Raw genomic sequence first — 26,774 nt, 5'->3', positions numbered from 1 at the left:
TTTTTATGAAGCTATATATTCAAGACAGACTGTGAAGTCCGTCAAGACAACAAATTTGAAGTGTTCTAGAAAATTAATTCTCATTCCAGTTCGGCAACGATGACTTTGGCAGCAGCCTCATCAATAATCAAAATATCTTCCTGTCCGAATCTAAGCACGGAGTGAATGGCAGCCGCTTTGCTTTTGCCACCCGCAATTCCGATCACTACATCGGTTCGTTCAATATCTTGAAGTCGCATACCGAGTGTAAGCATGGTGTGAACCACGTTACCCTGATCATTAAAATAATAACCGAATGATTCCGATACGGCTCCTTGCTCCTGAAGCTCTTCCACAATCTCTGTAGCAAGTTTGCGTCGCCGTGCCATCTCCACGGCATCACCGATTCCGTGAATAACGATGCGCGATTGTCTAATCAGCTGTAGAATCTCCTGGACACCCGGATCTTGAACAAGGGATTCATAGGCATGGTCACTAAGCAAATCCGGTACATGCAGGAGTTTGTATTGTGCTCCTACCCGTTTTGCCATCGTGGATGCGATCGTATTGGCCTGAATTTCGAGACTTTCTCCTAGTCCACCGCGTGCAGGGACGAACCAGACACCTTTGAGTGGTGTTGGCGGATTAAGCTGCTCTGCAACTTCAGCCGTTGTTGAACCGCCTGTTACGGCAACAACGTCGTTATCATTCATAATATTGCCGAGAGCCTTCGCTCCGGCCTTGCCCAGTTCCCGTTTGGCAAATGGAGATACGTCCGAATCGCCAGGAACAACGACTACCTTTTGCAGACCGTAGGCTTGCTTGATGCGCTCTTCCAGTTCGGACAATCCGAACAGCTCTTTGGCGACAGGTTCTAACTGCTGCAGCAAATCATGACCTGCCTCGCTGATCTTCATTCCTGTACTGTCAATTTCAATAAGTCCCTGAGCCTTTAATAGATCGGTCTCAGCCCTCAGAACCCGCTCGGTCATCTGCATGGAATTAGCTAACGTTCTTCGTCCAATCACATCCGATAACATGATCTGGTGTAGAATCGTATACCTCTTCTTCAAGACATCCATGAGATCAGGCAGAAGCTGCTTTTGCACTTCTAAAATCTTTCGCATGCTTTCCACTCCCGCAAGCTTCTCGTTCCAAGCTCTCTTTCATGGCCTCAAAATGTCCCGGGTTAACTTTTTAAGTCCCACGTCTATTCTACCTAAAACTGACGCGACATGCAAGTGTTTCAAACGCCCCATTTCATAACGTTTCTCTAAGCTTGTACGCGCTTATTTTCACAATCTTGAGCTTCTAGTAGGTGTTGAATCTGTTTCACACTATATATAGAAGAAAGTCTACATTCTTATCTACATATGGCTTCATTTCTACCTTGCTCAACATGTGCAAAACCTCTTATAGCATGTACTTAAATACATTCTTTATCCACTTATCTTCATCATTATCATTTTCGTTGTATTCCAAACTACGAGGCTGATCATTTGCTTGCATTTCGAACACGCTTAAGATATAATCATTAATGCTGTCACATATTTGAAGCTCATTTGTGTGCAAGCATCCGCGCTACGAAAGAGTAGCCAACAATTCATGTGCGCCCGTGGTCCAATGGATATGACGTAGGCCTCCGAAGCCTGAGATCCAAGTTCGATTCTTGGCGGGCGCGCCATTCTTATTTCGTAGTACATAACCCTTTTAACCAATGAAACCGGAAAGGTTTCTTTTTTTTCAAAGTTAGTTTGACTTTCTTTGACTTTTTGTTTGGAATTGTTTATGATGTGGGTAATACGGTAACAGTTTAAATATAAACACCAATTTAACATTTACATTTCCGAGGAGGTTTTTCACGTGAGTTATATTCCAATGGTCGTTGAACAGAGCAACCGCGGTGAGCGGGCCTATGACATCTATTCCAGATTGCTGAAGGATCGTATCATCTTCCTTGGCAGTGACGTGAATGACGTTGTGGCGAATGCCATTATGGCACAGATGTTATTCTTGGCTGCAGAAGATCCAGAGAAAGACATTCACTTATACATCAACAGCCCAGGCGGATCCATCACAGCCGGTATGGCCATTTACGATACAATGCAATTCATCAAACCAGATGTATCTACAATTTGCGTAGGTATGGCAGCTTCCATGGGTGCATTCTTGCTTAATGCGGGTGCCAAAGGTAAACGTTTTGCATTGCCTAACAGTGAGATCATGATTCACCAACCACTTGGTGGAGCACAAGGTCAAGCTACAGATATCGAAATCCGTGCTCGTCGCATTCTGAAAATGCGCGACACATTGAACCGCATCATCTCCGAGCGTTCCGGTCAACCCCTGGAGCGTATCGAGAAAGATACAGATCGTGACTACTTCATGAGTGCTGCTGAAGCTGCCGATTACGGTATCATTGATAAAGTTATCGAAAGAGTAGGTTCAGAAGGCGTATAATCGCGGAACTCACCTATAAAGTCATAATTTGAAGCCTTCTTGGCTTCTAACTATGAACTAGTAAAATCCCACCATTCTACGAATGGTGGGATTTTTTTGTCATTTTATGATGATGGCAACTGCAATTGCGCGTCGTTAAACTGCCGTTCTATACGTGATAAATCTGATATTTATTAAACATATGATAACGTTTCTGCTCTTACTTTTCAGCAGCTACTCCACTGAATGGCGTTGCACCTTTAGGAAGAACTTCTTTGTACGTGAATGGGAACTCCGGGAACCCTTCAGCATATGCAGTGTACTCATACAGTTGGAAGAACACGACAATGCCCGTTGGCGTAACGTAGAAGTCCTGGTCTTTGTTCAAGCCAGTGTATCCATCCAGATAACCGCCACGTGCTTTAAGCTGAGTTCCTACTTTTTTGCCAAGCGTGTCACGCATCGCTGTATTGTTTTGAAGCACGTCATTCAGCGACAATTCCTTGCCCGTTTCTAGATCAAACGTATGTCCTGAACGGGTCGTCATGCCATGAGCTCCTGCATAATCCTCATAGCGCTGTGTAATGAGTCCCAGCACGCCATTTTCGTTATATGTCACAACATATGTGCTCTCAAAAGCGTACGGGCGATTCGCAGTGGCAGCTCCAAATTCAGTCGCTTGCTTCTTGAAGTCCGCTACAAATGCATCAGCCTCATCCTTCAGCACCTTGTTGATTGCCGCTTGAGCTTTATCATTCGCCAGTCCGCTCACCTGCGGATATTGGATATCCACTTCAGCATTTTTGACAGTCGCTTTCACCGTAGCTGCTTTTACCGTTACATTATTCTGCTTCACTTTGCTAAGTGTTAACGTCTTCGCTTGCCCATTCCAGCTTCCCTGAACACCCAGATAATCTCTCATCGCTGAGAAAGGAATGTATAACCGCCCCTGAATCAACTTCGCCTCAACGCCCGGATAGTAGTTATTCACTCTAAGCATTGGTGATCCATCAGCTAGACTAATTTTCATCTTATTGTTAGCTGCGGTCAGCGTATACTCTTTGTTCTTCGCGTCATATGTTAACGTTCCACCTGCAACATCTTTGACCGCAGTTAGAGATACCCATGTAGATCCACCCTGCAGAAGGCCTTTTTGAGTCAGCGTTTTACCTGCCGATTTCAGTGTTACTTCCGTTGGAGTCGTTACTTTAGTTGAGACCGAAGCCGCTTGAACCGAACTTTCCTGCCACCCTGCTCCACTACCTACAATAATTCCAGCCGCCAGCAACGCACTCGTCCATTTCTTCCATGATGTCATATATAAAAACTCCTCTCCATAATTCACACTAAGGGTTCATTGCGTATGTATTTTGAACGATAATGCCTCATACGCTCACCTCTTTATTATAATTAACCCATTTGAGGAAAGGTTTACAGCTCCAGTTACAATCTTGACGATAAAGTTGAAATAAATTACACCGAAAATGACCGTTTTGTCACGAACATATATACAAAAACGATACTAAATGAACGATAAATAGAGGTCTGCCTATCCAATAATTCATTAAACAACATCAGTAAACTCACCGATATTATGAATTAGGGTTAACCCGCACACCTTTTGAAAAAAAGACAATATGAGAAGAGGAAAGAGGAAACGTTATATGATTATTAGGAAATGTATTGCCCTGTTGTTGATCTGTTCCCTATTGCTCACAATTTATCCCGAGACTGGACATTCAGCAGCAACTACAGAAGGCAGCAAGGAAAAAGTAAGACACCGCACAACCTACATATTTGATGAAAGACAACAGCAGGTCACTGTACGAACAACGGTAATTAGTTATGACACAGGTGTGAAAAAGGTTAAGGAGTATGATTTCAGCGACTCATCGTTGCAGCCCTCTTCATATCGATTCACTTCGACTAACGGATTCAACCAACAAGACGGTGTTGTCGTAGACACTCCACAAGGATTGAAGGCATATACATTAGCCTACCTGAACACAGGTGCCGTCATTTATGAATATGACTATGCCTCCATTAAGCTTCGCAAAATCACAGAGATCAAATCCAACAACTGGCTCAAACTTTGGGCCAAACAAGGGCTGTACTCCGTAAGATCGGATAACGGTGATACCCAGTACTATTCCCTTGTAGATAACAAACGAGTTTTATCCAATGGCAGCATCATTACTAGCCAAGATGTGACAAATACTAAATTCAGTACAAGCAGTTCAGCTGCGTCCACACCTCTCGGTGCATACTGTCCTGACGTAAAATTCACCGGTTGCTTTATCCTCTTATTTGGCGGATTAAAGGGTAGCCCAGTGAAAGTAACCAAAAATGACATTGTGTACGACACCAAACAACCTGTCTCCAGTAAGACGTTTATGGCAGGCGACACAAAAATCAAGTGGACTAGTACTTATAAAGAACAGACCTACCGTGCGGTTGTAGAGGGGATTCGCGGCGGAAAAGCGACCTCACTTTTCAAAGGCGAAGTCAGAGATGTAAAAACGTTCGTCTCGCCTAATCTTAAGTATTTGGTTCTGATTGCTGATCCCTCGGTAGGAATTAAGAAAACCAAGGCTAGCAAGGTGCTTGTATATGATCTCAAAACATTGAAGCAGGTTCGATCCTACGAAAGCTTGTACCGGGCGAGCGTGGAAGGGATACAATGGGCCTCAGATGATTTGTATGTCATCGATTATTATTTCTCTAACCCACAGGCATACCCACCTTCCTTCTACTATATTCCGGAAGGAAAACACTTTAAGATTGAGTACAGTCATTATAGAGATTGGGTCAATTATTGGGATTCCTTCTCTTATGAGGGCATGTTTTTTTTAACACTACCTGTAGCGATTACTTCTGGTGAAGGTGTACTTCGTTATAACGGACAACCTACGTTCTACATGAACGGCTTGTATTATGTTCCTTTAGAGGAGTTCACGAATGCCTTTCATATCCAATATGAAATCCAAGGGGGAGACCTGCTATTCAAGCGGAATAGTAGAACCAGTAAGCTCGCCGTCAGTCAAAGCAAGCAACAGGTTGTCGGGGGTAAGGTTTATCTTCCACTGGGGCAATGGAACAAGGATCTCGGGCTTAAGGTATCCATTGCAAGCAAACATGTCATGAATACCGAGCTGCAATTCAGTGATGAGGAACGCAAAACGGATGCTGCAATGACACCTGCACCGCTCCCTTATCGGGCAACTGTAGAAGAAGTGAAGCAGGTGGCCGGGGATTATACTTCTTTCGTAGGTACCCAGCCTTATGAGATGAGTGATGCAGATCGCGCTGCATTTCGTAATATAGAAGTTGTGTTGAATCACAATCGTACGTTACGAATTCGGATGCAGAATTATAAGAGTAATGGACAAACGCTCCATGTGAAGATATTAAGTAACGATTACAGCAAAGTGTTAATGGACATTCCCGTGGATATGGTCAATAGATACGAGGCAACATCCACTGCTATACCAACCGATGTATTGGAAAACGGAGTAGCAACCATCGCCATTCCTTACAATTCAGAGGTGTATCTTGCATATAAGCTACAACTACCGGTCTTTGACCCTAATCGATTTTAAGCTATTAGCATCCACTTAAAACTTTACGATTACCGCAAATAAATCTTAATTTCGCCCACTTGCAATACATTAACCCGTTAAGCTTTTTCATGGGCAAAACAATGTAGACCTCATCTACGATACAAATAACAAAAAGCGACCACCCGCATTATACTGGTGGTCGCTTATTTATACGAAATACAAACTTTATTTCATTTCATATGTGATGTTCAATGTCGTACTTACTTTAACCTGACCAGTTTCAATTTCAGTACCAGCTGCGGTATCCGCAGCTTTGGACATCAAACTCTCCGATGCGTAGAACACAGGTACGTTAGCATCAGGCTGGCTCACAGATAATACTGCACCCAGTTGACGTTTAACCGCCTTCGCAATCGCTCCAGCTTTTACATCCGCGTTAGCTACAGCCTTCTCAATGACTTGAGATTCATAGTTCTCTGGATTCTCTACAGTAAAACGAACATTTTCAATGTTATTCGCGCCAGCTTGGGAAGCTGCATCCAACAACTCACCGATTTTATCCATCTCACGATAGGTTACTGTCAGTGTGTGATGAGCTGTATATCCCTTCACTTGCTGTCCTTCTTTTTCACTGTATGTGTAGTTGGGTTGTACATAGAATTGACTTGTTTGAATGTCGTTATCGCTAATTTTCCACGTATTCTTCAGCAGGTTAGTTACCTTCTGGATTTTAGCTGCGTTTGCTTTTTGAGCTGATGCCGCTGTTTCCGCTGTACTATTTACCCCGATGGATAGATAAGCGATGTCCGGTTTCACCTGAATTTCACCTTTACCAACAACATTGATTACGTTCTGCTGTACGCCTTGAACCTCAGCAGCATATGCGTAATTCCCTGGAGCAACCCAAGCTGTTCCTCCAACCAATAGTGAACTTGCCACCAATACCGCACCAAGCGGTCTCATCCATTGTTTACCCATGACCGTAGCCTCCTTATAGTTAACATCTCAAATTCAAAGTGATTTGATACCTTAACAGACGGAGCAAATTCCAAAATGTTGCATACCTTGGCTCTGAAACGCAAAAAAGCCCCTTTCGGGACTTCTTCAATCGTTCAGTCATATCTTATTGGTTTTCAAGCTCTTCTTTGCTAACCAGACTAACTAAAGCGTTTACAGCCTGTTCGGCGTCCGCGCCTTCAGCACTAATATGGATTTCCGTACCTGTACTGATTGCAAGACTCATGATCCCCATGATACTTTTTGCATTTACTTTCTTGTCGTCCTTCTCGACGAACACTTCAGATGAGTACTTATTCGCCTCTTGAACGAACAGTGCCGCAGGTCTGGCATGGAGACCCGTTTTCAAACGGACAACTACCGGGTGCTTTGTCATAGAAACTTACCCCCTATTATGAAATCTAGACATTAAATACACAATTATATTTATATAACATTATACCATTAACCTGTGCAGGACACTAGAAGAAAAAAACCAGTCAGGAATGAACTCCCAATCAAGGACATGATATTGACACGGAATCATACTTCAGGAAGACGTTCCTCGCTTCTCTGCACATGAGTTAATGTTGCCCAACAACGGTTGAAAATACGAATAATTCTAACCTTAGTGAGAGCTCCGGCCTCTAACGGCCTAACCCATTCGTTCATTACGAACTTTCTCGGCTAGCTCATCAATTTTACGCAAACGGTGGTTTACCCCAGATTTACTGACTGTCCCCTTCAACAACTCGCCAACTTCCTTCAAGTTAATATCAGGATGGGCAAGTCGCACTTCAGCCACTTCACGCAGCTTCTCAGGTAAGGACTCTAGGCCAACTTCCTTTTGCAAAAGCTTGATGTTATCGATCTGTCTTACAGCAGCTCCAATGGTCTTGTTCAGGTTTGCCGTCTCACAGTTGACGATCCGATTCACGGAATTCCGCATATCGCGCATAATGCGAACATCTTCAAACTTAAACAAAGCTTGGTGTGCACCAATGATGCTGAGCAGCTCAATAATTTTCTCGCCTTCCTTGATGTATAGGATGAATCCTTTTTTGCGTTCTATACACCGGGCATTAAGATGAAATTCATTAGCTAGATCAACCAAGGCTTGGCAGTGCTCCTCATACATAGATGCAATCTCCAGATGGTAGGAGGAGCCCTCAGGGTTATTCACCGAGCCACCAGCCATGAAGGCACCGCGGAGATAAGCTCGTTTACAACAGTTTTTCCGAAGCAGCTCCTGATTAATTCCTGGTGTGAACAAAAAGCCTTCGGATACGATGTACAAATCCTTTAAAATCTCTTGTACCATGGTCGGAATACGAACAATATACACGTTGTTCTTTTTCAGCCGCATTTTTTTGCGGACAAGCAATTCCGTATGCACTTGAAAATGCTTTTTAAGCAGAGAGTATGCCCGTCTAGCAATAGCGGCATTCTCCGTCGAAATATCTAAGATCACTTTTTTATTCGATAACTGCACCGCACCAAGCATACGGATGAGGGCTGAAAGTTCCGCCTTTTCGCAGCACGGTTCACTCTCAATCATCGTTAATTCTTTTTTGGTCTGTGCTGCAAACGACATGGGACTTCACCTCTTCCGTAACATCCAATTTTGTACTAGTTGATAGATGTGATGGCTGAGCTTGTCGGCATCGTGACGAAGATAGGTACGGAATAGAACCAACGTATCTGCGACAACCTGATATCCAGAACTCTTCAGCACATTCATATCTAATACTACTGGTTTTGCTCCTTTTTCTGCATATCTATTCTGAACTTGCAGTGGAATTTCACCATTATTAACGATGACATAGTCAAAGAGCTGATGACCTATATGCTCATGAACCGCTTTGAGATGATCACTTACGGTATAGTCATCGGTTTCTCCTGGCTGTGTCATAACATTGCATATAAACATTTTAACTGCGTCAGCCTCAACGACAGCTTCAGCTAACTTAGGTACTAGCAGATTAGGCAGAATACTCGTATACAGACTTCCTGGCCCAATTAGTATCGCATCCGCTTGGCGAATAGCTTCTACAGCCTCTGGCAACGGCTCCACGTGATCCGGTTCAAGAAAAACGCGTTTAATGCGCCCACCTGCTTCAGGTATTTTGGACTCGCCTGTAACAATCGATCCATCCTCCATCTCAGCATGTAGCACAACCGCCTGACCAGCTGCGGGAAGCACCTCACCCCGAACAGCAAACACGCGGCTAAGTTCCCGCACAGCGGTTACGAAGTCGCCTGATATATCTGTCATTGCCGCCAAAATTAAATTCCCCAAGCTGTGGCCTGCAAGCCCTGCGCCTGTGTTGAAACGATAACTCAGCATATCCGATAGCAGTGGCTCTACGTCAGCTAGCGCCGTGAGTACGTTACGAATGTCGCCCGGAGGCGGCATATGCAACTCATTACGTAGAATGCCTGAACTTCCACCGTCATCAGCAACCGTGACGATGGCCGTGATGTCTAGCGGCTTTTCTTTTAAACCGCGCAGCATCACGGATAATCCGGTTCCCCCGCCCATGACTACAATTCTCGGACGTTCTCTTCGTGGTCCGGCTTCTTTCATCCCTTCACCCTCTTCAATGACGATCCCGGTCAGCGTCGCGATGGCTCACGGTAACAGCCTCAGTCTCGCTGCTTCCCAACATTTTGCCCAAATATTCGGATATTGCTACCGAACGATGCTTGCCTCCGGTACAACCGATTCCAATAATAACCTGGCTCTTGCCTTCCTTCCGGTATTGCGGAATCAGGAAATGCAGCATATCCAGCAATTTGGTCAGAAAGGACTGGGTTTCTGGCCATTTCATAACGTATTCGTATACATCGCTGTTCTGTCCTGTATTTGGACGCAGATGGTCAATATAATGCGGGTTAGGCAAAAAACGAACATCAAATACCAGATCGGCATCAATCGGTATTCCGTATTTAAATCCAAATGACGTTATATTTACAGATAACATATGGCTCTCTAAATGAGAAAAACGGGATATAATCCGTTCCTTCAATTGAGCCGGTTTCATCGTGCTAGTATTGAGTACCTGAGTGGCAGAGTTTTTAAGCTCCTCCAGCATTTTGCGCTCAAGCCGGATACCGTCTAGCGGCATGCCTTCCGGAGCTAAAGGATGTCTACGTCTGCTCTCTTTATACCGCTGAACAAGGACAGAATCTGTAGCATCCAGGAATAAAATCTCGCAATGGATGGTAAAATGATCTTTAATGTAGTTCAACGACTCGGACAACGCTGTGAAAAACTCACGCCCTCTTAAGTCAATAACAAGAGCGACCTTGCCAATCTTACCATTGGACTGCTCAATCAACTCTGCGAATTTTGGAATCAGCACGGGTGGTAAATTATCTACACAGAAGAAGCCAAGATCCTCCAAGCTCTGAACTGCAATGGTCTTTCCCGCCCCGGACATACCCGTAATGATAATGAGCGTGGCGCCTGTGTTCGGTGAAACTTCACCTTCAAGCATATATGTCCCCTCCTTATCATATTGCTGTCGGTTTATACTGTTACAGTTGATTAGGAACGCAAGAGAAGACCTGCCGCACCCACAATACCTGCATCATTGCCAAGTGTAGCTTCCAGAATCTTAACGCCGCCCTGCAGTGGTTCTGGGGTTAATTGAGCAAATACAGTACGGATCTCGTCAAACAGGAAGTCACCCGCTTTGGATACACCGCCACCAATAATGAACACTTCCGGATTAATAACAGCCGCTACTGTAGCCATCGATTTACCCAGGTAGAATGCAGCACGATTAACGATCCGCAGTGCCACTTCATCGCCCGCTTTAGCAGCATCAAATACTTCCTTCGCAGCGATTCGATCAACAAGAGCAAGCGAAGTATGATCCCCACGTTCTACAGCATCCTTTGCCATACGGATAATCCCCGTTGCAGACGATACTGTCTCTAAACATCCCATTTTGCCACAACCACACTTAATTGCTTCCAGATCAGGAACCACATTAATATGCCCCAGTTCACCCGCCATACCGGAGAACCCTTGATATATTGTGCCGTTCAAGATCAAGCCGCCGCCAACGCCTGTACCCAGCGTGTAACATACGCAGTTATCTACACCTTTGCCGGCACCCGCCCAAGCTTCGCCAAGCGCCGCAACATTGGCATCATTATCTATTTTGACTGGCTTGCCCAGACGCTCCTCCAGAATCGAACGAATAGGTACATTCCGAAATCCAATGTTAGGGGCAAGGACAATAATTCCCTCACGTACATTCGTGAACCCGGCAACTCCAGCACCGACACCTTCAAGCTGTTCCCAGCTATACGGCGACTCGGCAACGATATGACGGACATACTTCTCGATGTTGGCGATAACCGTATCTACGCCCTTATCCACTTCTGTCGGTCCTTCATACGTATGCTTAAGTTGACCTTGATCATCGCATATACCGACCTTAATTGCTGTTCCGCCGAGATCGACCCCAACGTAGATTTTCTCAGACATGCTGCAAGCCACCTTTATCTATCTAAAATAGTTTAATCCTACGTACCAACTATAATTGAAGGATACGCCTGGGTCAAGGACGATAAGACCTTTGCTATCCCAGTCCTGGCGCTATTGTGAACACTGTCACACGCTCTTCATGAATGCGCATTCACCCTCTATGATCTCTATTAAAACGCACCGCTTGAACCTCCCTCCCTAATAGAGGGAGTCTCATCTAATCATATTGCATCTTGATTCGTTCCATTCGTAAAAGATGACAGTTGTCACCTAAAAGTCATGACAACTCTTACTAAAACCCTACTCCTTCGCCCTCTAAAATGAAGTTAGATCAAAACGAAGGACGTGAGTACAGATGAATTCCCCCATCATTCAGCTTGAACATGTAAACAAACAATTTAAAAGCAAGCTCGCGGTTAGCAACCTTTCTCTTGAAATCCAGTCTGGCTCAATTGTAGCAATCCTCGGCCCGAATGGAGCAGGCAAGACTACAACGATGAAGATGCTTCTGGGAATGTGTAAACCGACCTCCGGGAACATCACCGTATTAGGACAGTCTCCCAAACAGCAGCAGGTACGCCAGCAGATTGGAGTCATGCTACAGGATGTAAGTGTCATCGATGGATTGACGGTGCGTGAGATCATCCACATGGTTCACAGTTATTACCACAGTCCCCTTCCAATAGATGAAATCGAGCGATTGACTGGACTGTCACAGATCGACCTGAAGAGAAGAGCCGAGAAACTATCGGGTGGTCAGAAACGCAGCCTGAACTTTGCCCTCGCAATGGCAGGAGATCCAAAACTTTTATTTTTGGATGAACCCACGGTAGGTATGGATTCGGAGACACGTAAATATTTTTGGAAACAGGTTCGCCAATTGACACAGGCGGGTAAAACGGTGCTTTTCACCACGCATTATCTTCAGGAGGCGGACGAAGCGGCTGATCGGATTATTCTATTTAGCGAAGGTAGAATCATTGCGGATGGAACACCGGAGAGTCTTAAGTCGGGGCTTACCAAGCGTATTCTTTCTTTTTCCGCTCAGCATGGAATGATACCTGGGGAATCAGCTATCCCGTTAGACACACAGCTTGATCACAACAACATGAACGCTAACTCACCGAACGTACACATTGAAGCTCAGATTGCGATGCTACCTAACGTTGAACAAGTAGAATATCGTAACGGACGCTGGAGCCTCTACACCACCGATACAGATACACTGATTCGTGATGTAATCCAACGCCAGCTACCTATACGGGACATCCGTATTGAAACGGGACAACTCGACGACGCTTATGCTGAGCTGCTTGCTACGATGAAGGAGGAACAATAAACATGTCTACATTGCTTGTACAATCGCGGATGGAGATGCTCCGCATGTTTCGCAACGTTTACTTTATCTTCTGGTCTCTGATGATGCCTGTCATATTCTACGTACTATATACTCGGATCTTCACAACGGACGCTGTTGACGCTGAGCAATGGAATGCTCACTACTTAATGTCCATGACCTGTTTCAGCGTAATGGGTTCATCCATCATGACCCTCGGCATACGTTTGGTTCAGGAACGTGTACATGGTTGGGTCTCGTATCTGCGGGTAACCCCGCTATCAGATGTTATTTACTTTGGTGGAAAAATGGTTGGTCAGACGACGGTACACCTGTTCTCCATCATCGTTATTTTTACGGCTGGATATTTGATTAATGGTGTTTCCTTATCTGCCCTACAATGGGTGGGCTGTGCCCTATGGATTCTAGCTGGGTCGCTACCCTTTCTTGCTCTAGGCACTTGCATCGGAACCTTACGCAAGGTCGACACCGCCAGTGGTCTTAGCAATGCTCTTTATCTCTCGCTTGCTCTTCTTGGCGGCATGTGGATGCCGCTCGATATTATGCCGTCGTGGCTGGGTCAGATCGGAAGCTGGCTTCCGTCGAACAGCTTTGGCAACGGCGCCTGGGCGATCGTTAGCGGTAACGTGCCAGCTTTCCGTGATATACTAATTTTGACAGCGTACCTGATCGTGTTTATGTTAATATCCACTTATATTCGCAGCAAACAAAAGGAGGCTTAACCCTCATCTATGCTTCAGAAGTTTGAGATTTTCCCGAAGCGATATGGCTTCTATCCATACATTTGGATGATCTACTTGGCCATGCCAATCTATTATTTATGGGTAGCCCGTGGTCATGAACTATATATTGGGCTCTCTGCTTTCCTTGTGTTTATCCTGACCTATCGTCAGCTGTATATGACAGCAGGAACCGTTTTATTTTCCTATTGGATTACGTTACAGATGCTTACTGTACTTATCTTGAGTACCGTGATCGATCCAAACATGTTTTTTCTAGGGTTTTTCACAGCGAATTTTATTGGATGGTATACAGATAAACGGATGTTTCGCCTGTTTCTATTGGTGTTCGCCATTCTTCAGACCATTCCCATTGCTATTCATTTCTCGTCACTGACAGCTTCTCAGCTCATGTTCTTCACTCCCTTCTACCTCATCATGCTTGCGTCTCCTTATGGCATTCGGTCCATGATGCAACAGCGGCAGCTGGAGGCTCAGCTCGATGAAGCTCAGCAGCATATTAAAGAACTGATTAAGCGTGAGGAACGCATGCGCATCGCCCGAGATTTGCATGACACCATGGGACATACGTTATCTCTAATCACCCTTAAGAGTGAACTCGTGACCAAGCTAATCGCCAAAAATCCAGAACGAGCCGTTCAGGAGGCACGCGAGATCGAACGGACTTCCCGTGCTGCCCTGCGTGAGGTGCGTCAGCTCGTTTCGGATATGCGAGCCATCAGCATTCCTGAAGCAGTCGCAGATGCGATAGAGATGTTAAAGAGTGCGGATATTTCGCTTCAAGTGACTCAGGAGCAGGACTCCTACGATGATGTGCCAGACTTAACGCAGAACATGGCAAGCCTATGTCTTATTGAAGCGGTTACGAACATTGTCAAACACAGTCAAGCCACACGATGTACACTATCAATTGAACGCACGCAGGAAGGGATAAGGCTACGAGTTAGGGATAATGGCCAGGGGATAGACTCCAGCAAACCTCAGGGTAACGGTCTAAGGGGTATGTCAGAGCGGCTAAACCTGATCGATGGCTCTCTTCAGATTTCTTCCGATTCAGCAGGAACCGAGCTATCCTTTTTCTTCCCATTAATCGTAAGTGATTCCCAAGGAGGAGTATCATCATGATTCGAATTTTAATTGCAGAGGATCAACGCATGCTTCGGGGTGCTCTCGCCTCGCTGCTTGATCTGGAAGATGACTTCGAAGTGATTGGTGAAGCCGGTAACGGCGAGGAAGCATTGAAGTTAATTTCCTCTCTAAGGCCGGATCTCACCTTGATGGATATTGAAATGCCAGTCATGAGCGGGCTTGACGTAGCAGAGCATTTACAACAACAAGATGACCCCTGCCGCATCATCATCCTAACCACATTCGCAAGGCCAGGTTTTCTAGAGCGTGCGGTTCAAGCAGGCGTGCAAGGTTATTTGCTGAAAGATGAACCAAGTGACCGCTTGGCTCAGGCGATTCGAAGTGTTATGGGAGGCGGACGAGAGGTATCTCCCGAACTTATTTTTGGCGCATCCAAAGGTGTTAATCCGCTAACCGAACGAGAGAGAGAAATGTTGAAACTCGCCGCCACAGGCATGAACGCTAACCAGATCGCAGCATCACTTCATCTGTCCTACGGCACAGTCCGCAATTACCTATCGGAAGCCTTCAATAAGCTAGAGGCTAAAAATCGTGTAGAAGCCATACGCATTGCCCAAGAGAAGGGCTGGTTATAGCAGTAGAGCGATCATCTATAAATGTAATACATATAGTTAAAAATAATGATTCTAGTATGAGCAATGCATTTCTTATACTAGGTAAAAATGTACACAAAAAACGCCTTCCCTCGATCAATCAGGGAGGCGTTCTTCACTATTTTCACACGCTACATGTGGTACTACTATGCAGTACACTCACAAGCGTTACATTTAGCTACAGCTTCGAATCGACACGCACCGGTTCGTTTGACTTCTCCATCTTATTTACATCAAGGATGTCCAACAGGAATACAAAGATCGGAATTCCGATGATCAGTCCCCAGATTCCGAGGAAATGCTGTGACAGAATCAATACGATAAATGTGTAGAACATCGGAAGCTTGGTTTTGTGCGCCATTAACTTTGGATTCAAGAAATATGTCTCCAGCGCATGAATGATGATAATCATGATAACAACGATAATGCTAAGCTGCAATCCGCCGATCTGATAACCAATCAGACACAATGGTACCAGTGAGATGACAACCCCGCAACGGGAACCAAGCTCAATAGGAATACCAGAATGGTCAGTGCGAACAGATACGGATATCCAAGAATCCATAATCCCAACATTGTAAGCACAGTGTTGAACACCGCAATCAATAGCTGAGCTTCAATGACTTTACCGAAGGAAGATACGAATTTATCTCCAAGGTAAGCGACTTCTTTATAGAACCAGCCGAGCTTACTTGTTTTGAACTTGGACGTGAATTTGACGATTTCTTGCTTTTGCAGCAGGAAGAACAGACTAAGAATAATAACCAGCAAAATAAACTCCAGCCCTTTACTCAGAGCAAAAATATACTTCAGTGCATTATTCGTATAGTTCTTGATATCAAATGACTGCAAATACCCTGCAATCTTCGATGCATAATTATCGCCTTCTGCCGTGTCCAGAAACTTAATGATTTCATTTGTCAGTTGTATGACCTGATCCACAATCCTTGGCGAATACTTAGATATACCTAGCACAATCGCCGCAATCACAATCAAATACAGCAAAATGACAACGACCTTATAGTTAATCGGAAATAGCCGATTTAACTGTCCTGTAATGAAGTGCTGTAGCCGATTCATGACATAGGTCACGAGGAACAACAGCAAAATCATGTGCAGCATACTCCCCATGCTGAATAACACCAAACAGAACAACAGCAGGATCAGAAAACGTCTGACCGTTGTGTTCTGTAGCCAATCTTTTATCATTTCCCCCAAAGTCTTCACCTCACAGCTAATATGCCCATTATGTATACGATCTCATGCCCACTTTCGTTTCAGAAAAAAAAGAGAAGCCTACCGGCTTCTCTCACATCATGAGACTTCCCGTTGTCTCTATTCCTTATCTTATGTGGACAATCAAGCCAAACATGCTTATTTATCCAATGTTTCGCTCCAGTCGTGCACAATGCTGCCTTCCAAAAATTTCTCACAGTCCATTGCTGCCATACAACCTGATCCTGCTGCAGTAATCGCTTGACGATACTTCGTATCCTGGACATCACCACAAGCAAATACACCTGGGATGTTGGTCTCCGTCGTACCTGGTTTAACTACAACATACCCGTGATCATCCAACGTAACTTGATTGCCAAGGAAGCCGGTATTCGGTGTATGTCCGATGGCAACGAACACGCCGTCTGCCTCTAACAACTCTTCTTGGCCTGACTCATTGTTCCGTACCTTAAGTCCTTTCACGCCTAGCGCTTCAGGCACCACTTCAAGTGGTGTACGGTTCAATGCCCATTTCACCTTTTCGTTGCTACGCGCCCGATCCTGCATGATCTTCGACGCACGCAATTCGTCCCGGCGATGCACCAAGGTAACGTCCGTTGCAAATCTGGTCAGGAAGCTCGCTTCTTCCATCGCGGAGTCTCCCCCACCAACTACGATAATCTTTTTGCCACGGAAAAAGAATCCATCACATGTCGCACACGTACTTACCCCGCGCCCTACATTTTCCTGCTCTCCCGGGATACCAAGGTAACGAGCAGATGCACCGGTTGAGATAATGATCGAATCGGCTTCGAGATCACCGATGCCGCCAACCTTCACTTTGAACGGTGGCTTGCTGAAGTCTACCTCTTCCACCCAGCCATTCGTAAATTCTGCACCAAAACGCTCCGCTTGCTTCCGCATGTTATCCATCAATTCTGGTCCCATAATGCCTTGCGGGAATCCAGGGAAGTTCTCAACCTCTGTCGTGGTGGTCAATTGTCCACCGGGTTGAAGGCCTTCGATAACCAATGGATTAAGGTTGGCACGCGCCAGATAAATTGCTGCTGTTAACCCTGCAGGTCCGGTTCCAATCACAATCGTTCTGTATTTAGACATATAGATACAGCCTCCTTGATTAGGTTGAGAGTATATGCACTGGTTCATTTCTAGATCAATGTGACAATAGCCATTCATTAAGTTTACCCGTTTTGCAGGCAAATGTATCCTTCATGAAATCCCAATCTTCCTCAATCGTTCTTCAAGCCGCTTAAATCCCTGTCATGCGTTTATAATTTTAGGAATAACCTCTTAAAATCATCCGATTATACCGTAGGTGGAACGGTACTACACACCTTGTTAATCTGCTTCGCATATTTACTAACGGTTGATGCCGAAATGCCATATCGATCCGCTACACTTTGATAAGTTACAGGTCGTCTGTGAATTTTGGCAGCCAAATATTCCAGTCCTGCAGCCCATCCCTCAATATGCTTCATCGCTGTCATTTCAGGATGAGCACGGGATACATAATCGGTCCATATACGTTCCATCTCCTGCTGTAACTCTGCTTTCGTTTCCGTCATCTGTAGCGCACGGTCAACGACAGCTTGCCAGTGAGAGATGGATTCCGACTGCGAGCCTTCTACGCTGACTCCTGCATTCTGAATAGATCGCGCGGCTACCGTCGAGAGCGGTTGTACTGCGTTGCTCCGCTCCGAGTGCTGTTCAGTCGCAAGCAGTTCGTTCAGTACAGATTGAGCAGCTTCCACGAGATCCTGCTGCTCATCGGACTCCTGTATGAAGGATTGTAACGCCTGCTGTACTTCATAGTCTCCGATCATTCCAAGCGCATGAATAACTTGAAGCTTGGTTGCCCGGTCACCATGGCGTAATGCCCAGAAAAATGATGAACGAATCAGTGGATCATTCTTCATTTCCGCCGGAATCCCATTTCCGTAGTTCTCCCATTGTTTGAATTGCTCATCAAATGGAAGATGATAATGGTAGCTTAACTTTTCAGGCTGAAGCTCGTCTTGTTGTACAGCCTTAAGTCGAGACAAATAAAACGTAGACACTTCAGACCCTGGATCGAGCTTGCTCACATGATTCCACAACCGCTCTGCTGCGTCATAACGTCCCGTATTAAAGGCCGCCACTGCAGCATAGTGCGCGAGCGCAGGATCAGTTGCCGTCTCTTCGGCTTTAAGCAATCTACGAAAATGTACATAGGCTGTATCATGCTGCCCCAAAATACCCATCGTAGTTGCGAGTTTATAGACCTGTTCCTGTTGGAACGGTACGATGACACGTAACTTTTTAATCAATAGCAGCACTTGATCTGTCCGGTTCTCATTTTGATGGAAGATCGCTAGATTACACAGAGCATGCAGATTGCCCGGCTCTTGCTCGAGCACCTCGGCAATTGTCTCACGTGCCTTAGCAAATTGCCCCATATAATAATAGGCAAGAGCCAGATTGTTGCGTACAGCCAGATAATCTGGATAATCAGGTGGCATGCCCTCCAGAAGTTCAGCTGCTTGTGCGAATTTGCCTTCCTCTAACAATTCCCGTGCATGATCATGCTCCACAACACCCTTACGTGATTTGATCCGGTTCAGTTTAGCTGGGCGGTCCAACTCGTAATACAGAAGCTCCATCATCTCTTCTGCCTCCGTCATAAACTGACCCTGGGTGTCCTCTTCCAAATATGTTACTAACGCTTGCTCCGCTTCTTCAAACCGATCCATATTGGCATAATTGTTCGCCATATAGAAATAACATTCGGTCATCGACGGATCTACGACATCCAATACATTCGCGAGAATCGCATTAGATGCCTCGTAATCCCCTTCTCAGATAATATACCCGCCATATTACAATGATTCACCGGATTCTCCGGTTCATATTCAACAGCTTTACGAAAATATTTTAATGCCTTGTCGACGTGATTACGGTCCAGCGAGCGGACAGCTCTTTCAAAAAAGAAAGACGCATCCAAATGAATCGGTATAATGTTGGCGAGGTCTCCCTCCGCCCGCAGTAGCTTGCCCTTCATCTTCCAAGGCACCTCCTCTTTGCTTTCATTCATACTCTCCAGTATACCACATCTTGCGGTAGGCTTCTCAACATGTAGTTTCATGTGATTTAGGCAAAAAATGTGCAAAATAAAGCGGTATTTCATCCTCCATGTGGAATGAAATACCGCCTTGTGCATGTTTACCATTTTCAATTTCGCAAGAGGAATTATTGATCCTGTAACTTCTTCGCCATAGTTGGTGAAAGTGAGATATGAATCGTTTTATCAAACGGTGTCATGAAGTTAACAAGCACAACCTTGCACTTGTCTGGCAGCTTCGCTTCACGAACCGATGAAGCCAAATGTCCCGCTTCGCCTCCACTGATCTCGATCCAGTCTTCACCGCAGGTATAACGCAAATTACCGCTGCTCCATAAGTGATGACCATCACTAGTCTCCGTTCCATCCCCGTAGGTTAGCTCTCCTTCGCTTCCGAATACAAAGGATAACTGCACCATGATGTCCTCCGGTTCTTCTCCAGTCAGATGCATCGTCCAGCCATCCTCCGTATGCAGCACCTCTGCTCCCACACGAAATGTCTGCTCATGGGTAAGCCTGCGGCTCTGATGAGGAAGCAAATACCACGGACTTATATCCGAAGACGCCGTCTCTGGCAGTTCATTAGCAGGAATTGGGTCATAATAACCCTTCTTCTGCTCCCCTGTTAATCCATATCCTTGGGGCAATCGGGTCATATCCTGCATCGGGATATACCCCGGATTAAAGTAGGAAGCCAGTTGTACTGCAAGCAGACGCACCTTGCCATGACGAAGAGCGAAGAAAGGAGGTACCTCCGTCATCACTGTTACACTGGTCTCGCCATCACGGATTCGGGCTACAGGTGCGCCAAAATCCGTATGCATTCGGCTGTGGGATATACGTCCGTGGTGGCCAGCAGCCTCCATCTGATCCAAATAGCTGGCTCTTGCAAAATGCTCGTTCAGCATAACCTCATACTGCTGCGGTAACACATCCAGCGAGCCGTTCGCCTGTTGAAGCTCCGGCTCTAACAGCAATCTTACCAGCGCATTGACTGAGCATACCCCGGGTCTGTCAGAGTACCATCTGCCAGGGCAGCCATGCCAGCAAAAATCGGATCTCCGTCCAATTGGGCTAAGATGGCATAGGGCAGGTAATACGATGATAAGTCATGGATGCTGCCCAGATCCTGGCGACCCGAGTAATCCGTAACAATCTCGCCTGTAGGATGTACCAGGTACACCATCATCCGAAGATTGAGACGTACTGGCTCCAGCAGCTCAGGACGATTCAACAGTCGTGCTGCATGAATCAGCATAATGTCACTCACTGCATTATAAATTCCGTTGCTTCGCTCGGTCCACTCGCCATCTGGCGTAATGTCCATGCCTTCTGCCAGCCACTGCTCTGCGCGCTGCACAGCTTCCTCCAGACCAAAGATGTCGTGCAGGAAACCAAGCGCCGCGCATAGCACCCAGCGATGATTCGGCGTATGGCAACCTCCTGTCAACATCACAGGGATCGTCCGCTCTAGGAACAACCGCATATTATGAAGAACAGGTTGCAGAGGCGCCCACTCCTGCTTAGCGAGTAACTGATATAACTGTGAATATCCTACAACGACAAATGCGGTATCCGGTGGGGAATGATAGTTCGTCCAGCCGGGTGATATCGATCCATCCTCATGCTGTAGGCGAAGTACAAACTCAGTAGCCAATAGCAGTCTGTCTAACAATGCCTCATCCCGATAATAGATCGAGTCAGGATTAGAGAGCGCCGCTCCCCAGTAGCACATATCCGTCGGCGTTCCGGTAGTGTGATTCACCCAAGCCACGCCTGTATACGGATCAATCGTCCCACCATAGTATCGATTCTCTGGATCAAGCATCTGCCTGGCCATGCCTCGTTCTACTGCTCTGTCATTACGATCTACCAGTTGTCTGTACATGTGTAGTTCCCCTCCATACCAATGCATTTGCCCGATGAGCAAAGGATGTGCCGCATTCCCTCCATAGCGTGGAAGCTTCTCACATCACCTGTATACGAGCTGATTTCTCGTCAGTATATACCATATCCCGCCAAAAGTCGCCAGAGAATTCAAGCAGCATAGCAGCCATAGCGCCGACTAGATTAGACACCAACTTCTTTACTAACAACAGCCTTCTATTCAACCGTGCCAAACAGCTTCTAAAAGACTCTGTTACGCTTTCCGTTTATCAATCTACGAGTTCAAGCTTCTTCATTAACAAGTCATGACTCTCGTGAATCTCACTCGGTTGGCAGGCCGATTTCAACTCATAGACCTTCACCTGTGCCCGCTCTATCATCGGCAAATAGGCATCATAGAAATGCATATCCTTGCTGTGCACATATGGGCACCAGTGATCCGAAAGTCCAAGCGTTTCATGAATATGGACACCTACGATATCGTCCATCAGTCCCTGCATTTCTCCTACACTATCATAGAGCCCTAGTCGATCCATCATGATCGCATGACCCGTATCATACCAGATTCCAACCGGAGCCCCTTTAAGTGCTTGAATGATCGTCTTTGCTTCCGCCAGTGTAGGAATCTGTTGGGGTCTGGATCTCGTCTCGATCCCAAAGCGCACATTCAGACCTTTGGCAGCCGCACGGTTACAGACCTCATCCAGACTCGCTATAATTTTCTCGACATAGCCCGAACTAAGAGCCTGCCGACGCTCCATCAGTTCTTCCCACTTGCTGCGATACTTCGGTGAATCCGGCCCTTCTTCGTTATAAAACTTACTAAGATCCTTGCTGATATCCTCTGGGAAGGGGACTTCTCCTGGATGTACAACAACGGCTTCCCCTCCGTAACGGTGGGCATATTCCGCTGATCCTACCAGCAATTCAATCGCTCGCTGCCGCTTCACTTCATCTTCAAAGCCGAGCAAGACAGAGTCTGTGCCGTAATCTGGATCTGGATCATGTGGGAAGGTATTATGAACACTGGAAATTTCGATCTCTCCTCGCTCAATCATTGGCTCTATGGTGGTGAGCATTTCCTTCGTCACATTATAGTTAAGCTCCACCCGGCTGAAACCAAGCTCTGCAATTTCTCGAATCATATCTGCTCCAACCGCATGCTTCCTGATGTTCCAGCATGTCGAAAATGAGTATATTCCCTTGTCCTGTGCCTGCATTCGAATTCTTTCTCCTTCCCATTAGCGTAAGCCTAACTATCTAACCTATCGTTATGCCAACTCTAAAATCAGCCTTTTACCGCGCCAAGCATCGCACCGCTGACAAAATACTTTTGCAGCCAAGGATACACTAGCAGAATCGGTACGGTTGCAAATACAACGGTAGCAGCCTTCAGGCTCTCTGGGGTCAATGGCGCACGGTTCGCACCTTCCATCAGTGTAAGCTCGCTGACCATATTGTTTTGTACCATTTGGAAGAGTTTAAGCTGCAACGGGTACAGCTTCGGATCATTAATATACAGCAATGAATCCTGGAAGCCATTCCAGCGACCAACCGCATAGAAAAGAGCCAGTGTAGCCAATACAGGCATAGATAGTGGCAATATAATTTTAAAGAGCGTGTGCACATGTGAACTACCGTCAATCTCTGCTGATTCCTCCAAGCTTTCTGGAATGCCTCGGAAGAAGGAAATCAAGATAATCAGGTTAAACGGACTCACGAGACCGGGCAAAATCAGCGCCCATACGGAATTCAGTAAGTTCAGATCACGAATGAGCAAATATTCCGGAATCATCCCGCCACTGAAGAACATGGTAATGATGATGACATACATGAAGAGCTTGCGCCCTTTCAATTTTTTCTTCGTTAACGGATATGCAGCCGCCAGTGTGAAGAGCATGCATAGTACCGTGGTTGCCACTGTTAGAACACTCGTGAAGCCCAGTGAATAGATCATTGATTGGTCAGAGAATACCTGAATGTAGGCATCCCAATTAAATTCTTTAGGGAAAATAGTCACTTCACCAGATGTAATTGCTCGATTGGAACTAAGTGAAATCGCAATCGTGTGCAAGAACGGAGCCAGACAGAAGATAACAAACAAACTGATAAAGGTAATATTAACGATGTCAAAAACCCGGTTTGAGGTGCGTTCACTCATATGCACACAGCTCCTTTACTGATGGTCTATACGAACAGCCGATTGGTATCCATTTCGATCTTACAAAATACCTTCACCGGTCGCCTTTTTCGAAATATAGTTTGAACCTAGTACGAAGATTAGTCCCACCACAGCCTGGAAGAGTCCGACGACAGTCGCCAGTGTATATTGTCCAGATTCCAAACCAACCCTGTACACGAAGGTACTCAGTACATCGGAGTATTCACGTACAGCAGTGTTACCAATAATGTAAGGACGATCAAAACCAATGCTGACCATTTGTCCGAGATTCAGAATGAGCAAAGTTACAATCGTTGGTTTAATACTAGGCAAGGTAATATGCCAGATTTTTTTCAGACGTGTCGCTCCATCAATCTCGGCGGCTTCAAACAATTCCTTGTTAACGCCGGTTAATGCAGCCAGATACAAAATGGTTCCCCATCCAGCGCTCTGCCAAACCCCTGTGAACAGGTACGTAACAAGCCATGGATTCTTCTCTGTTAGAAATGGTATGGAGTTGAGACCCATACTCTCCAGCAAACCGTTCACCATACCGGATTGATTGCCGAACAATTGATACACGATCCCACCGATGATAACCCAGGAAATAAAGTGAGGAATGTACAGGATCGTTTGTGATATCTTTTTGAACCACTTAAACCGAACTTCATAGAGCATGATCGCCAAAATAATTGGAGCAGGGAATGAAACGAGCAGATCTAGAAAGTTAAGCATGAACGTATTTCGTAATGTAGTGTAGAAGTCCCGCATTCCAAATACTTCACGGAAAGCATCGAAACCGATCCACTCACTCCCGTTGATGCCCTGAAACAAGTTGAAATCCTTAAAAGCGATCTGAACCCCGTACATTGGGCCGTAACGAAAGATCAAGAAGTAGATCAGAGGCAGTGAGATGAGCGCATATAATTGCCAATACCTTTTCAAGTATGTGATGGTCAAGTCGGTTTCCTCCTATCAACAGAGAAACGGCTGTGCCGCCCATACTGGCGGCACGCGTTTCTTCTAAAGTTATGCGTTAATAAACTATTGATTTTATAATCTCAAGATGTGAATCTATTTTTTTGTTAACGCTTACTGTAGTGCTGCTTCAAGCTCTTTCTTCAGTTCTGTGCCACCCAGTGACATGAAATCATTCATTTCTTTTTCATATACAGAATCGAAATCTGCTGTCTTAGCCATCGCTGTTTTCACAATAAGCACTTTCAACTTATCGTTCAGCGCTGTACCATATTTAGATTCTGCTTCAATTGGTTTGCTGAAGATAACCGGACCAATCGTATCCGTATTCGCGATATCAATGGACTGTCTCATCAGCTCTTGGTTACGTTCTGGGAAGCCTGCAATCCATGCCGCTTCATTGGCTGCCTGATCTCCAACTACTTTACCGTTGGCAATAATGGCCATGTCACCGCCGTTGTAGATACGATCTTTGACATCCTGTGGTGCATCATCTTTAACAACTGGAACACCGTCAACCATATCGTAGTTTTCACCTTCAACACCCGTGTTGATCTCCAGCAAGTTCGTTCCAGAAGCCATCCAGTCTAGGTATTTCACTGCTTCAACCGAACGTTTACTGCTTTTTGGAATCATGATGTACATACCGTTGCTACCATAACGAGATTTGATGTGTTTATTGTCCACATTCGGGTTAGTGTAAGCGTCAACGGCTACAACCTTGCTATCGGGTACATTCGTGTACAAATTATCAAGCATGCCTTCTGCATACAGAATCTGACCTACGTCCTCAGACATGTAGCCGATATTACCGTTCTGGAAGTCTTTGACCAATTGTGCTTTTTCTTCATCAAGACTGAAGTCTTTGCTGATCAGACCTTCATTGTATAGCTTGTTAAGGAATTGCATCGCATCTTTGAAACCATCATGTAAGGGTAACTCATAGCGCTGACTGTACGTAAGTCCATCTTGTACAGGCTTAATAAAGGAGTAAATCAGTGTTTCATACTGAGCTGGAGCAAGTGCCATACCCATTGGGATGTTTTTGCTGCCTAGATTGCCTGGATCTTTTTCTTTGAAAGCTTTCAACGTTTCGTACAGCTCATCCGTTGTTGTTGGAGCCTCCATGCCGACTTTATCGAGCCAATCTTGGCGGATATATGAGTTATAACGAGCCGTAATGGCACGTTTACCGGGAATAGCGAATTGCTGACCTTCAAGCTGACCGAATTTCAACAGATCATCGCCGAGATATTCTTTTAAATTAGGTGCATGTTCATTAAGAAGCTCGCCTACGTCAGTTAGACCGCCTTGCTGAGCGTAACGGTAGAACACACTGGAATCATATACAAACACAATATCGGGAACGTCGCTGGGGCTGGCCATTAACACGTTGAGCTTGGTTGTTTCTTCTGAACGTTGAACAGGTACGAATTGCACATCAATGTTATTCGGATCGCCGAATTTCTCTTGAACAAATTTAGTTAAGTAGTTATTCGTGATCGTATGTGGAGAAGGACTGTTACCACGATCGAATACCTCTACTTTCAAGGTGACACGCTCACCACTACCTGATGCACCGCCTTCAGCCGATTGATCAGATGCAGATGAACATCCTGCTAACAGTGAAACTCCCATTACCATTGTAAGCGCCAGACCCATCCATTTCTTCGTACTCCCTTTGGTTGCTCTTCTTGTCATTTTGTCATCCCCTTTGGCTTTGCGTTGAATGTTGTAAAGCTTGATCCGAGTATTCCATACCTTCTTGCTCTCATGCAATAAACCAGTTTCGGAAGCGCTTACAGAGCAATTGTGGTTTATTCCCCTAACCATTTTCACACACTGTCTACTTTCGTAATCACTGCTCTAAACCCAGGCTCAGACAGGCATCATCCCCATTTCAGTACGGTTTGTTCTTAGCTAAGTCGATAAACCATTTTCATATACTGCCTATTTTCGTATCCGACATATAAACTGGAATATCCATCCACGTATACACTCGGAATTACCACATGACTTGAAATCACTGATCGGATTGATCAGGCAAACCGCCGGATCATAGTAAAGGGGTGGATTCCAGCAAGTACCCCTCCTACGGAGA

At 45.5% G+C, this 26,774-nt stretch carries 21 protein-coding genes, 1 tRNA gene and 2 pseudogenes; 7 read left to right on the top strand and 17 right to left on the bottom strand.

What is annotated here, in order from left to right; translation table 11 throughout:
- Positions 1 to 80: 80 nt before the first annotated feature.
- Positions 81 to 1,106, bottom strand: coding sequence for a sugar-binding transcriptional regulator (locus DMB88_RS00925; protein WP_128099853.1), 1,026 nt, complete (start codon positions 1,104 to 1,106; stop codon positions 81 to 83).
- Positions 1,107 to 1,588: 482 nt separating this feature from the next.
- Here DMB88_RS00925 and DMB88_RS00920 point away from each other — a divergent pair.
- Positions 1,589 to 1,663 (top strand) — tRNA-Arg (locus DMB88_RS00920).
- A gap of 179 nt (positions 1,664 to 1,842) precedes the next feature.
- Positions 1,843 to 2,439 (top strand): ATP-dependent Clp endopeptidase proteolytic subunit ClpP, encoded by a 597-nt coding sequence (clpP, locus tag DMB88_RS00915; RefSeq protein WP_056695272.1) that lies wholly within the window; start codon positions 1,843 to 1,845, stop codon positions 2,437 to 2,439.
- Positions 2,440 to 2,638: 199 nt separating this feature from the next.
- On the opposite strand, the gene DMB88_RS00910 is transcribed toward clpP, so the two are convergent.
- Positions 2,639 to 3,736 (bottom strand): stalk domain-containing protein, encoded by a 1,098-nt coding sequence (locus DMB88_RS00910; RefSeq protein ID WP_128099852.1) that lies wholly within the window; start codon positions 3,734 to 3,736, stop codon positions 2,639 to 2,641.
- Positions 3,737 to 4,082: 346 nt separating this feature from the next.
- Between DMB88_RS00910 and DMB88_RS00905 the strand changes: the two genes are divergently transcribed.
- Positions 4,083 to 6,017: a hypothetical protein gene (locus DMB88_RS00905; protein WP_128099851.1), complete on the top strand. Its 1,935-nt coding sequence runs from the start codon at positions 4,083 to 4,085 to the stop codon at positions 6,015 to 6,017.
- A 186-nt stretch (positions 6,018 to 6,203) separates the two neighbouring features.
- On the opposite strand, the gene DMB88_RS00900 is transcribed toward DMB88_RS00905, so the two are convergent.
- The 6 genes from DMB88_RS00900 to DMB88_RS00875 form a co-directional block, all read right to left on the bottom strand.
- Positions 6,204 to 6,956, bottom strand: a complete 753-nt coding sequence (locus tag DMB88_RS00900) for an SIMPL domain-containing protein (protein WP_128099850.1) — start codon at positions 6,954 to 6,956, stop codon at positions 6,204 to 6,206.
- A 145-nt stretch (positions 6,957 to 7,101) separates the two neighbouring features.
- Positions 7,102 to 7,371, bottom strand: a complete 270-nt coding sequence (locus tag DMB88_RS00895) for an HPr family phosphocarrier protein (protein ID WP_056695263.1) — start codon at positions 7,369 to 7,371, stop codon at positions 7,102 to 7,104.
- A gap of 258 nt (positions 7,372 to 7,629) precedes the next feature.
- Entirely contained in the window at positions 7,630 to 8,568 is a 939-nt protein-coding gene (gene whiA, locus DMB88_RS00890; protein ID WP_128099849.1) for a DNA-binding protein WhiA, read from the bottom strand.
- A gap of 6 nt (positions 8,569 to 8,574) precedes the next feature.
- On the bottom strand, positions 8,575 to 9,561 hold the full coding sequence (yvcK, locus tag DMB88_RS00885; RefSeq protein ID WP_128099848.1) for a gluconeogenesis factor YvcK family protein: 987 nt from the start codon (positions 9,559 to 9,561) through the stop codon (positions 8,575 to 8,577).
- Positions 9,562 to 9,574: 13 nt separating this feature from the next.
- Positions 9,575 to 10,474 carry an RNase adapter RapZ gene (rapZ, locus tag DMB88_RS00880; protein WP_056695257.1) on the bottom strand — a complete coding sequence of 300 codons (900 nt, stop codon included), beginning with the start codon at positions 10,472 to 10,474 and terminating at the stop codon, positions 9,575 to 9,577.
- A 50-nt stretch (positions 10,475 to 10,524) separates the two neighbouring features.
- Positions 10,525 to 11,475 (bottom strand): ROK family glucokinase, encoded by a 951-nt coding sequence (locus tag DMB88_RS00875; RefSeq protein WP_128099847.1) that lies wholly within the window; start codon positions 11,473 to 11,475, stop codon positions 10,525 to 10,527.
- Between the two features lie 355 nt (positions 11,476 to 11,830).
- Between DMB88_RS00875 and DMB88_RS00870 the strand changes: the two genes are divergently transcribed.
- From DMB88_RS00870 to DMB88_RS00855, 4 genes are read left to right on the top strand one after another with little or no spacing between them, the layout of a single operon-like run.
- Positions 11,831 to 12,814, top strand: a complete 984-nt coding sequence (locus tag DMB88_RS00870) for an ABC transporter ATP-binding protein (protein WP_128099846.1) — start codon at positions 11,831 to 11,833, stop codon at positions 12,812 to 12,814.
- Positions 12,815 to 12,816: 2 nt separating this feature from the next.
- Complete coding sequence (locus DMB88_RS00865) at positions 12,817 to 13,554, top strand: ABC transporter permease (protein WP_128099845.1); 738 nt, start codon at positions 12,817 to 12,819, stop codon at positions 13,552 to 13,554.
- 9 nt (positions 13,555 to 13,563) lie between these two features.
- Positions 13,564 to 14,697 carry a sensor histidine kinase gene (locus tag DMB88_RS00860; protein ID WP_128099844.1) on the top strand — a complete coding sequence of 378 codons (1,134 nt, stop codon included), beginning with the start codon at positions 13,564 to 13,566 and terminating at the stop codon, positions 14,695 to 14,697.
- The gene (locus DMB88_RS00855) at positions 14,694 to 15,296 is read left to right on the top strand and encodes a response regulator transcription factor (protein WP_128099843.1); all 603 of its coding nucleotides are present in this window, start codon (positions 14,694 to 14,696) and stop codon (positions 15,294 to 15,296) included. The genes DMB88_RS00860 and DMB88_RS00855 overlap by 4 nt, the downstream gene beginning before the upstream one ends.
- Before the next feature lie 196 nt (positions 15,297 to 15,492).
- Here DMB88_RS00855 and DMB88_RS00850 read toward each other — a convergent pair.
- From DMB88_RS00850 to DMB88_RS00815, 9 genes and pseudogenes are all read right to left on the bottom strand, one after another.
- Positions 15,493 to 16,427, bottom strand: a pseudogene (locus DMB88_RS00850) (AI-2E family transporter).
- A 261-nt stretch (positions 16,428 to 16,688) separates the two neighbouring features.
- Entirely contained in the window at positions 16,689 to 17,648 is a 960-nt protein-coding gene (gene trxB / locus DMB88_RS00845) for a thioredoxin-disulfide reductase (RefSeq protein ID WP_128099842.1), read from the bottom strand.
- A 206-nt stretch (positions 17,649 to 17,854) separates the two neighbouring features.
- Positions 17,855 to 19,587: pseudogene (locus DMB88_RS00840) on the bottom strand (tetratricopeptide repeat protein).
- A 188-nt stretch (positions 19,588 to 19,775) separates the two neighbouring features.
- Entirely contained in the window at positions 19,776 to 20,624 is an 849-nt protein-coding gene (locus tag DMB88_RS31845; RefSeq protein WP_368028283.1) for a hypothetical protein, read from the bottom strand.
- Between the two features lie 2 nt (positions 20,625 to 20,626).
- The gene (locus DMB88_RS31840) at positions 20,627 to 21,535 is read right to left on the bottom strand and encodes a hypothetical protein (protein ID WP_368028282.1); all 909 of its coding nucleotides are present in this window, start codon (positions 21,533 to 21,535) and stop codon (positions 20,627 to 20,629) included.
- A 268-nt stretch (positions 21,536 to 21,803) separates the two neighbouring features.
- Positions 21,804 to 22,754, bottom strand: coding sequence for a sugar phosphate isomerase/epimerase family protein (locus DMB88_RS00830; RefSeq protein ID WP_128099841.1), 951 nt, complete (start codon positions 22,752 to 22,754; stop codon positions 21,804 to 21,806).
- A 68-nt stretch (positions 22,755 to 22,822) separates the two neighbouring features.
- A complete protein-coding gene (locus tag DMB88_RS00825; RefSeq protein ID WP_128099840.1) occupies positions 22,823 to 23,695 on the bottom strand; it encodes a carbohydrate ABC transporter permease in 873 nt (290 codons plus the stop codon).
- 60 nt (positions 23,696 to 23,755) lie between these two features.
- Entirely contained in the window at positions 23,756 to 24,655 is a 900-nt protein-coding gene (locus tag DMB88_RS00820) for an ABC transporter permease (protein ID WP_128099839.1), read from the bottom strand.
- A gap of 132 nt (positions 24,656 to 24,787) precedes the next feature.
- Positions 24,788 to 26,374: an extracellular solute-binding protein gene (locus tag DMB88_RS00815; protein ID WP_128099838.1), complete on the bottom strand. Its 1,587-nt coding sequence runs from the start codon at positions 26,372 to 26,374 to the stop codon at positions 24,788 to 24,790.
- Positions 26,375 to 26,774: the final 400 nt, after the last annotated feature.

It is taken from the genome of Paenibacillus sp. DCT19 (assembly GCF_003268635.1).
Classification (GTDB): Bacteria; Bacillota; Bacilli; order Paenibacillales; family Paenibacillaceae; genus Paenibacillus.
The sequence above is the reverse complement of the archived record's forward strand: the minus strand, read 5'-3'. Positions and strand labels throughout refer to the sequence as shown.